This is a genomic window from bacterium (genome assembly GCA_028821235.1).
GTDB lineage: Bacteria > Actinomycetota > Acidimicrobiia > Spongiisociales > Spongiisociaceae > Spongiisocius.
This window is the reverse complement of sequence record JAPPGV010000030.1, coordinates 1-9,731: the sequence shown is the minus strand read 5'-3', so window position 1 is coordinate 9,731 and position 9,731 is coordinate 1. Positions and strand designations below refer to the sequence as shown.

8 protein-coding genes are annotated in these 9,731 nt (G+C 64.0%); 3 read left to right on the top strand and 5 right to left on the bottom strand.

Annotation, left to right across the window (positions count from 1 at the left end; genetic code table 11):
- From OXK16_03715 to OXK16_03705, 3 genes are all read right to left on the bottom strand, one after another.
- The coding region (locus OXK16_03715) for a hydantoinase B/oxoprolinase family protein (protein ID MDE0375056.1) at positions 1-1,091 on the bottom strand (1,091 nt) is incomplete at its 3' end.
- On the bottom strand, positions 1,084-3,123 hold the full coding sequence (locus OXK16_03710; GenBank protein MDE0375055.1) for a hydantoinase/oxoprolinase family protein: 2,040 nt from the start codon (positions 3,121-3,123) through the stop codon (positions 1,084-1,086). The genes OXK16_03715 and OXK16_03710, both read right to left, overlap by 8 nt.
- A 112-nt stretch (positions 3,124-3,235) precedes the next feature.
- The gene (locus tag OXK16_03705) at positions 3,236-4,432 is read right to left on the bottom strand and encodes an amidohydrolase family protein (GenBank protein MDE0375054.1); all 1,197 of its coding nucleotides are present in this window, start codon (positions 4,430-4,432) and stop codon (positions 3,236-3,238) included.
- Between the two features lie 350 nt (positions 4,433-4,782).
- On the opposite strand from OXK16_03705, the gene OXK16_03700 reads away from it, so the two are divergent.
- The 3 genes from OXK16_03700 (at position 4,783) to OXK16_03690 (ending at position 8,480) form a co-directional block, all read left to right on the top strand.
- Positions 4,783-7,722, top strand: a complete 2,940-nt coding sequence (locus tag OXK16_03700; protein ID MDE0375053.1) for an S-layer homology domain-containing protein — start codon at positions 4,783-4,785, stop codon at positions 7,720-7,722.
- A 152-nt stretch (positions 7,723-7,874) separates the two neighbouring features.
- Positions 7,875-8,156 (top strand): type II toxin-antitoxin system RelE/ParE family toxin, encoded by a 282-nt coding sequence (locus OXK16_03695; protein MDE0375052.1) that lies wholly within the window; start codon positions 7,875-7,877, stop codon positions 8,154-8,156.
- 12 nt (positions 8,157-8,168) lie between these two features.
- Positions 8,169-8,480: a HigA family addiction module antitoxin gene (locus OXK16_03690; protein ID MDE0375051.1), complete on the top strand. Its 312-nt coding sequence runs from the start codon at positions 8,169-8,171 to the stop codon at positions 8,478-8,480.
- Positions 8,481-8,498: 18 nt separating this feature from the next.
- Here the strand turns inward: OXK16_03690 and OXK16_03685 are convergent, their stop codons facing one another.
- Both OXK16_03685 and OXK16_03680 read right to left on the bottom strand, forming a co-directional pair.
- A complete protein-coding gene (locus OXK16_03685; GenBank protein MDE0375050.1) occupies positions 8,499-9,293 on the bottom strand; it encodes a YbaY family lipoprotein in 795 nt (264 codons plus the stop codon).
- A gap of 141 nt (positions 9,294-9,434) precedes the next feature.
- On the bottom strand, positions 9,435-9,731 hold a 297-nt coding region (locus OXK16_03680), incomplete at its 5' end, for a protoheme IX farnesyltransferase (GenBank protein ID MDE0375049.1).

Here is a 9,731-nt window from a genome sequence, read left to right as displayed (position 1 = left end):
CACACGTCGCCCCCGGAACAGGCGGGCACGCGGTCGGGCATCCCCTGTGCCAGGGCCTTCAGCATCACCTCGCCGCCCAGCAATCCACCCCACAGGGTGAAGGTGGGCATGGGTGGAACGGCGTGCATCACCGATCCCTCCTTGGTGATCACCCGCAACGGGCGGAAGTTGCCGGCAGTGACCGGCCATTCGGGAGTGGTGAGAGCCTTGAAGATCAGGCAGTTGAACGCCTCGGTCAAGCCCCGCGGTAGGTTGATCGGACCGCGCACCCCTTCGTCGCTCCCCGTCCAGTCGACGATCATCTCGTCGTCGGTGATGGTGATGGTCACGGCCATCTTTATCGGTCTGTCGAGATCCACCCCGTCGTGGTCCATGTAGTCCTCGGCGCTCCACGTGCCTTTGGGCATTCGCCGCAGGGCCGCCAGCGCCAGGCGCTCGCCGTGGACGTTGATGGCGTCCAGAGCTGCGGTGAGGGTCTCGGCCCCGAACTTGTCGGCGATCTCACGGGTCCGTCTCACCCCGGTAACGACGGCCGACACCTGGGCCTGCAAGTCCCCGATCGTGTGGCTGGGCAGCCGGCTGTTGAAGCGCACGATGTTGAATATGTCCTCGTTGATCTCGCCTTCGCTGTACAGCTTGACGACCGGGAAGAAGATCCCCTCCTGGTACATGTCAGTGGAGTCGAGCACGTATCCCGGATCCTTCTGCATGAGGTCGAGCACGTGGCACCGGCAGGACGCGAACCCGACCAGGCGCCCGTCGACGTGGATCGGAGCGAACACGAGCGGGTCGAGCGTGTGGGCCGACGACCAGTACGGGTAGTTGTTTATGAACACGTCCCCGGGCTTCATCGAGTCCGTTCCCAGGAACTCGATCGACCGCTTGATGCCGTAGTCGTTGCCGCGGGTGAACACGGCGATGCCCGGAGCGTCGGCAGCGATGTCTCCGTTCACATCGTGCAGTCCCACCCCGTAGTCGTGGGTTTCGTAGACGACCGTGTTGTAGGACGTCCGGCAGAGGTTCCGGGCCATCTCCTCGCAGGCCGAGAGAAGGCCGTGACGGATGATCTCGGTCGTTATGGCGTCAACCATCGGTAGCCCCCAGCGTTATCACGAGTTCGCCATGCTCCCCCACCACCAGATGGTCGCCCGGATGGATGACGGTGGTGGCGGTGTGCTCGACTATCACCGCCGGTCCGGCGATCTCGTCATCACAGCGGAGGTCCTCCCTCCTGTACACCCCGGCGGGGACCCGGTAGGCGCCCCCGGCGTCAAGAACCGGCCTGGTCGCGAACGGCTCGGGCAGCCCGGCGTCTCGGCGGGGAAGCGTCGGCAGCCTGGGCTGGTCAACCGTTCCGGTGGCGCTCAGGCGCAGCGTCGTGACCTCCACCGGATCGGTCATTGTATGGCCGTACTGGCGATGGTGCAGTTCGGCGAACCGCTGGCCCAGATATGCGATCGGGTCCGCTGTCCCGGCCGGGAGGGGGATCGACACCGGGTGTTCCTGGCCGGAGTACCTGACGTCGACCGAGCGCTCCAGTACCTGCCTATTGACAGGGAAGCCCTCCGACCGCAGCACGTCTTCCGCACGGGCCGACATCTCGGCGTAGGAGCGTTCAAGCCGACCGGCGTCAAGAGACTCCAGCGGCATCAGGGCGGTCTGCGCGAAGTCGTGCTGGACGTCGGCCATCAACATGCCGAGCGCGGAGAAGGCACCCTGGCCCGGCGGGATGATGACAGTGCCCATACCCAACTCTCGGGCCACGTCGACCGCCACTATCCCACCGGCGCCGCCGAACGCCAGCAGGGCGAAGTCCTTCGGGTCGCGGCCCAACTCGACGGTGATCGAGCGCACCGCTCCCATTACCTTGACCGCCGAGATCCGTACCACGCCGAGGGCGAGTTCCTCCACTGTTATGCCCATGCGGTCGGCGAGCGGTCTCAATGCGCCGCGGGCCAGGTCCTCGTCGAGGGTCAGGGTCCCTCCAAGTGGGGTCTCCTGGCCGAGATAGCCCACTACGAGGGCGGCGTCGGTGAACGTGGCTTCGCGTCCACCGGATCCGTACGAAGCCGGGCCCGGGTCTGCGCCGGCGCTGTGCGGTCCGACCTGGAGTCCTCCCGCTTCGTCGGTCCAGGCGATCGAGCCACCGCCGGCCCCTATCGTGTGGATGTAGAGGGATGAGATGTTTATGGGCAGGCTCTCGAACTCGGCGCCGTGGTGCATGACGGGTTGCCCTTCGATGACGAGCGAGGCGTCCAGGCTGGTGCCCCCCATGTCGACCGTGATGAGGTTGGGTTCCCCGATCATCCGGGCGAAGCCCGCCGCTCCGATGACCCCTCCGGCCGGTCCTGACAGGATCAGGTTCACAGGGTTCTCGCGGGCTGAGGAGGCGGTCATCGCCCCGCCGCCGGACCGCATCATCAGGAACCGACCTTCGAAACCTCCGGACGCCAGTTCTGCGCCCAGGTCGTACAGGTAGGTCCGAACGATCGGTTTGATGTATGCGTCAAGGACTGCCGTACTGGTCCGCTCGTACTCCCGGTACTCGCGTGAGAGATCCGACGAGATCGACACCTCCACTTCGGGGATGACCTCTGCCAGAACCTGCCGCATTGCCACTTCATGGGCAGGGTTGGTATAGGAGTGCAGGAAGGCTACGGCCACCGCCTCGTAGCCTCCGCCGCGTATCAGTGCGGCAATCCGGCGGGCGTCGGCTTCATCGAATCCGGTGTGGACCGAGCCGTCGTACATGAGGCGCTCCGTCACCTCGAAGGTGTCGCATCGTTCCACCAGGCGGGGAGGGGTCCGGTAGAGGATGTCGTAGTTCCCCTCCCGGGAGGTCCGTCCCAGCAGGTATACGTCCCGAAACCCCGCCGTGGCCACCACGGCCGTCCGGGCGCCGGAGCGGGTCAGGAGCGCGTTGAGGGCCAGGGTGGTGCCGTGGGTGAACAGGGATGTGCGGTCAAGCGCTGCGTCGACCCGGGCGATGGAGTCGATGACCCCCTGGCTCGGGTCCTGCGGCGTGGTGGGTACCTTCTCGAACCGGATCTCTCCGCTGCCGTCGAGACTCACCACGTCCGTGAACGTGCCCCCCACGTCGATAGCGAGGCGGTTGGTGCTCACCGGCCTTCCTCGCCGTGGTCGGCCTTGTCACCGGGGGAGGTAGCCAGGCGAGCGATCCGGAAGCGGGCTCCCGTCATTCCTCCGGCGAGCGGCAGGTCGATGAAGGTGCGCATCATGGTTCCACTACCTCTCCCGATCGGATGACCAGCCGGTCCGGTGACCAGAGCACGTCGGTCCGCTCGAAGGGGTTGCCTGCCAGGACTACCAGATCGGCGACGGCGCCCTCCCGGATCACCCCCAGGTCCGGTCGCCGCAGGATGGATGCGTTGACCGAGGTGGCGGAGCGGAGGACGTCGCCTACCGTATCCACTTCGCACCGGTTCCTGAATTCGAGGAGCTGTTCGTCCTCCAAGTCGCCCACCAGGTCGGTTCCGAGACCGATGCGTACTCCGGCCCGGCGGGCGATGCCGATCGACGACAGGCCCGCTTCCAGTACCTCCCGGTTCTTGCGCTCGGAGACCGGAGAAAGGCCGAGGCCGGGGCCGCGGCGTCCCATGGCGTCGTAGGCGATCAGGGTGGGAACCAGATAGGCGCCGCGTTCCGCCATGAGCTCCGCTGTCTGCCGGTCGAGGAGGTTTCCGTGTTCAATGGTCCGCACGCCGTTCGTCACCGAGTGGGCGATCGCCTCGGGGGAGTAGGCGTGGGCGGCTACGTAGGAATCCCGCCGGGATGCCTCGTCACAGACGGCCCTCACCTCTTCCGCGGAGTACTGCCTGCTACGGAGCGGATCCGTGGGGGAGGCCACGCCCCCGGAGGTGAAGATCTTGATGGCGTGGGAACCGGTCCGGAAACGCTCCCGCACCGCCCGTCGCAGATCGTCGACCCCGTCGACGATCTCCCCGGCATGGTGGCCGAGAACCTCGATGGCGAGGTGACCGGGACGGGCATCGCCGTGCCCTCCGCTCTGGGTGAGGCCCGGACCGGTGAAGAGGTAGCGGGGACCGTCGATGATCCCCTCGTCGATGGCCATCCGGAGGCCGATGTCGCCGCCCGCCACGTCTCGTACGGTGGTGAACCCGCGGCGTAGGGTGGCTTCCAGGCGGCGGGCCGCCTTGGAGGCCACGTAGCTCATCGGCAAGGCCTCGTTCTCCAAGAGATCCACGCTCACCGTGTAGGCATGCAAATGGGCGTCGATCAGGCCGGGTGTCACGACACGACCCCGGGCGTCGATCACCCGCGCCGCCTCCGGAGGTGGACCCTCCAAGCCCACGATCCGCCCACCCTCGGTGTGGATCGGGCACTCCACCGGCTCGGGGCCGACACCGTCGAACACCAGACCGTTCACGATCGACAGCAGATCGGCGGTCAACGGAGCCTCACATCGGCAGGACACGCGTGCCCAACTCGTACGAGGCAGTTGGAACAAGTCGTCCCCGCCTTCGATGCAGCCATTCCGTTCAACTCCTCACTCAAGATGGAGTATCCATCCGGTATTGCGTTATTTATGACTCCTATACCGAACAGATTGGGTTGAGAGCGGGCTGAGTCTAGGCGGTGTGGCCACCGCGCCGATCTGGTCAGGGGACCGGGTCTGTGGCGGTTGAAGGTGCCGTCCCGAAAGGATCGCCCTCGAGCAGGCTCAGGTCGCAGTCGCGCGCCTGCTCCGCCATCGCTACCGACTTCCGGATGCCGCCTATCGTTACGCGGATGGGAGGGGGGTTGACAGCTGTCGGACGCAACATGGCCGGCCTGAAGGACGGCCGGTCTCCGCTTGTCAGACCTGGCGGAGGGCGGTACCTCTTAGTGCTCTTCCTTGCCGTCGCGGTCCTGCTGGTTGCGCGGCCGGCAGTTGGCCAGGACGATGACGGGACGGATCCGCTGGGCTTGATCACCGGCTACGACCTGACCTCGCTCTACAGCCTTGGCGATGATCACTGGGAGGTCTGGATCTGCGAGTCCCCCGAGGGTCAGCTCGACATTTCTGCGGCTGTGCTTACCGATGTACTGGAGACGGAACTGGTGCCTTACTTCGATTGGTTATCAGGTGGTCGCTACGTTCCGGTGTTCACGACCGGTAACCCGGGCCAAGTCGCCGCTCCGGGCTTCAGCAAATGTATCGATGAGATAGGGGAGCGGTCGAAGCCGGGCACCGAGGGTGTCGTCGCGCTCGTCAACCAGGAAACCAACTGGTGGCAGGGTCGACCGGGAGACGGCCCTACCTACTATGTGGAAGCGCGATCCTTACGGCTGTCCAGCACTTCATTTCCCGATAACGGACGCTACGTGATCGGAGGTGGAGAGGTTGTCGCGACACCTTCCAACCCTGGCGATGGGAACTCATCCGCGATTGCGATTCTTGCGCACGAGCTGGGACACGCCCTGTGGCTCCCTCATTCGTACAACTTCTATGCAGGTGACTATGACAACCCGATGGACATCATGGGTGATCCCGAGGCTGCTCCCGGACTGCAAGTGGGCACTATCGCGATCAACCGTTATGCCGCAGGTTGGATCGACGGAGAGGACGTCGAGATCTACGGCGGTACCGCAAGAGAGCGTTTCGTCTTGGCACCTCCTGGACACAGCGGAACACAGATGCTCGTGATCCGCTCTGACGATGGCGGCTTCATCACCCTCGGGGCCCGTGTGAAGAAAGGCTACGACTCCGGTATACCCAAGGAAGGGGTGGAATCCTATTTCATCCACACCACCACACCGGAGTGTGGCGTACCGACCGGGTTCCCCTGCTTCGGCCTGACGAGGAATACGCAAACCGTGATCTCGTATCCGACCGTTCCTCTCGACTACTCCGATACGACCGGCCATGTCTTGCAAGTAGGCGATGGTTACGAACACGGGAACATGTCGGTCGAAGTGGTTGCTCGCATGGGCGACCGGTTCGTAGTCGATGTGGTGGATACATCATCTGTCGACGTTCCTCGCCGCGATCACCCGTCGCCGCCCATAAACCACGACGAGTTGCCGGGATTTGATAGCTCGTCCTACAACGCCGATCCGCTCGGATTGCTGGCCGGTTACGACGAATCGACCTTCTACACACTTGACCGTGACCTGTGGGAGGTATGGATCTGCAACGATCCCGAGGGCGAACTGGACATTCGAGCCTCCGACGTCATCGGCGTTCTGGAGTCTCGTGTCACCCCATACTATGCATGGCTTTCACGCGGCCGCTACCGGCCCGTATTCAAGGTAGGTGGGGCGATTGATATAACGCCGAGTCCCAGTTGGGAGTACGGAGACTGCGAGACGCGGGTCACAGCTGAAATCAGGGATCGGAAGGGTACGCAGGCGATCGAGGGAGTCATATACATAATCAACAGGGACATCGGCGTCAGTTCAGGAGGCATGGGTGACAACGACAGAACGCAGAACCGGATCTTGCGTAAACACGCCCACGAATACCCCGAGAGCAATCGAGATGTGTACCTGTCAGGAGGCATCGTATCTGTCTCCGGAACTTCCTCTTCGCGGGGATCGGAGGACGGGGAACTCGAGTTCCTGGCGGTGGCAGCCCACGAGCTGGGCCACGCTCTGGGGTTTCCACACACCGGGCGGCTCAGAGACTACGACAACCCGATGGACATCATGAGTCGAGTCGATGACCGGTCACAACTGCAGGTGGGGACGATCGCGATCAACAGGTACGCGGCAGGATGGATCGACCCTTCCGAAGTAGCGATACACGAAGGTACGGGTGCGCGAAGTTACCTGCTGCGGCCGCTAGGTGATGGTGGTGTCCAGATGCTGGTCGTGAAGTCGGGGGGAAGCGGCTTTCTTTCGCTCGGCGTCAGGGTCAGAAAGGAGTTCGACGCTCTGGTGCCGAAGGAGGGAGTCGAAGTCTATCTGGTCGATGAGCACTCTCCGACTTGTCCCCACTTCTGGTCATGTGTCTGGACGGGGCGCTTCACACGAGCGGTCACGACGAAAACGTCCGTACCACTCGACGTGCACGACAGCGTCGGACATGTGATGGACGTAGGGGATGGATTCACAACCTGGAACAACACCTCCATCACCGTCACACGGCGGATCGGTGACGACTTCGTTGTCGACGTGCGTCGTGGGCAGCCTATCGCTCCAGGGCACAACGGGACCTTCGCCGACGACGATGGGAACGTTCACGAGCCGAACATCGAGACTATCGCCACCTTGGGTATCACCACCGGATGTGGCGAGTTTGAGGACTACACCTACTGTCCGTCGAGCCATGTGACGAGAGCGCAGATGGCGGTCTTTCTCGGCAGGGCGCTAGGTATCCGTCCGGAGGAGAGGACGGCCAGCCGGTTCCACGATGTCCCCGCCGACGCCTGGTACACGGCGTACGTGGAGGGGCTCGCTGATCTGAGTGTCGTCAGAACGGTCCCTGGGCAGGCGTTCAGACCGTCGGATCCGATCACACGCGCAGAAATGGCCGTTTGGATGGCGCGGGCATTCGACTCCATCCACGAATTGAATCCCACCGGGGTCTTCTCGGATGTCCCGGCGGACGCGCCCTACGCCGGCGCCGTAGAGGGTCTGCTCGAAGCAGGCGTCACCAAGGGGTGCGCCACGGACCCACGCGCCTACTGCCCCGATGAGCCCGTCAAGCGCGACCAGATGGCATCATTCCTCGCTAGAGCTCTGGCGGCAGAGGCCTAGCGGGCGTCTTCTGGAGTTTCCTATCCCCGGTTGACCACTCGCACCCTTCGACCCGTTGGGATGTGCCCGATAGTGGATTGCTGTTCATACGCTGCCTCACCCGCGCGGGGGTTAGCACTCGCCACTAATAGCGGAGCGTACTATTATCCGGGGTGATTCGGAGCTACCGGGATAAGGACACCCAGGCAGTTGCTGAACGCCGCCGTGTCCGCAGACTGCCGGAGGATATCCAGCGTCGAGCACAGAGGAAGCTGATGGTCCTGAACAACGCCATGAACGTCAACGATCTACGGGTGCCACCGGGAAACAGGTTGGAGGCACTGTCCGGAGATCGCGATGGGCAGCACAGCATCCGGATCAACGACCAGTGGCGGATCTGCTTCGTCTGGAGTGACGGCAACGCGTACGAAGTCGAGATAGTGGACTACCACTGACGTGGAGGAACGATGAGCACCCAGGCGAAGCTACCCCCCATTCACCCCGGAGAGGTTCTCAATGAGGAGTTCCTCGGCCCGATGAACATCACCCAGTATCGACTGGCGAAGTGCATAGGTGTGGATCCGAGGCGTATTCATTCCATCGTTCACGGGCAGAGGTCGATTACGGCGGAGACGGCTCTCCTGCTGGGGCGCTTCTTCGGGAACTCTCCGGGCTTCTGGATGGGACTGCAGGCCCAATACGATCTCGAAGTGACCCGAGACCGCCTATCGGAACGGTTAGCCGGCGTAATCGTTCATACTGCCGCCCGCGCCGTGTAGGCACCCTCCCCGCTGGACTCAGGGCGTGGAACCGGGCTCGGGGAACTCGCTGGCCGGGAACACGCTGTTGACGATTTGCAGGTCGGCATTGGGGCAGTGCGGTAGCCATGTCCGGCGCCACTCCTCTCCGGGGATGTGGTAGAGGACCTCGTCGCCGGCAATTATCTCGGCCTCCAGCTCGTACCTGCTGTGGCGGCTGATCTGCACTCCTTCGTGCGGTAGTGAGAACTCGATCGGGAACCCGTCGAGGTCATCCCGGGTCGTCTCGGTAACCAGGAGCGGAGTTGCGGGATCGGTGACGTCGACCAGCCGGACGTGGAGCACGGCCTCTCTGGGCAGTTCTTCATCAGCCATCTCGACGTGAATCTGTCCCGGCAGGGGCTCGACGCAGGTGTCAAAGGGGTTGGTGGAGACGACCACGACATCGGAGTTCGCAGGAGCGCCGCGGGTGAGCACGGGGTGGACCGTGTCGTTGACGTACAGCAGGTCATCGCCGTGCCGGATGTCGGCGCTCAGTGAATACTCGTTGCCGCTGACGACCTGGTCCCGGTCGTACTCGATGCGGAAGCCGACCGGGAGGCGGCCGGCGTTCTCGATCACGTCCAGCCCCAGCTCCACCGATGGGGCATCGGCCAACGTGGTGTCCAGAAGCCTGACGGTGACGACCGCGCCCTCGGGCAACGCGACCTCGCGAGCAAAGCGCACCTCGCCGGAGACGGCTCCCTCCGACCCCAGTCGCTCACAGGCGACTGTCGCGGCGAGGACCACAACCAGGACGCCCATCGTGAATGGACGGGCCAAACGATGCGTCACCGGATCACTCCCTCCCATTCCACGTCTCTGCCTTGGCCATGATCGTCCTTCCCATGCCCTGCCTTCAAGCATGTTCGGTATCGCATCGATCGTGCCCGTACGCGGGCCCTGCCACATCCGGCGCGGGCCTCTGCTCGCGCATCAACCGATGGGGTACCGGTTCACCAACGAGTCGGTTACCACGGCGGCGAAGAGCAGGGCCAGATACAGGAGGGAGTACAGGTACAAGGCCCTGGCGCCTTCGGTTGCCTCACTGCGTGCCAGGCGGACCGCCAGGACGATGAACCAGGCGCCCAGGGCGACGGCGCCGACCAGGTAGATCCTGCCTACGGCGCCTGTCGCGACGAACGTGGCGGAGAACACCACCAGTACCACGGCGTAGACCAGGATCTGGCGCTTGGTCGCAGCCAGCGTGGCGACCACCGGCAGCATCGGGAT

Bases quoted from the DNA above. Each gene is read 5' to 3' on its own strand.
- OXK16_03690 (MDE0375051.1), top strand. From the start codon at position 8,169: ATGAGCACCCAGGCGAAGCTACCCCCCATTCACCCCGGAGAGGTTCTC.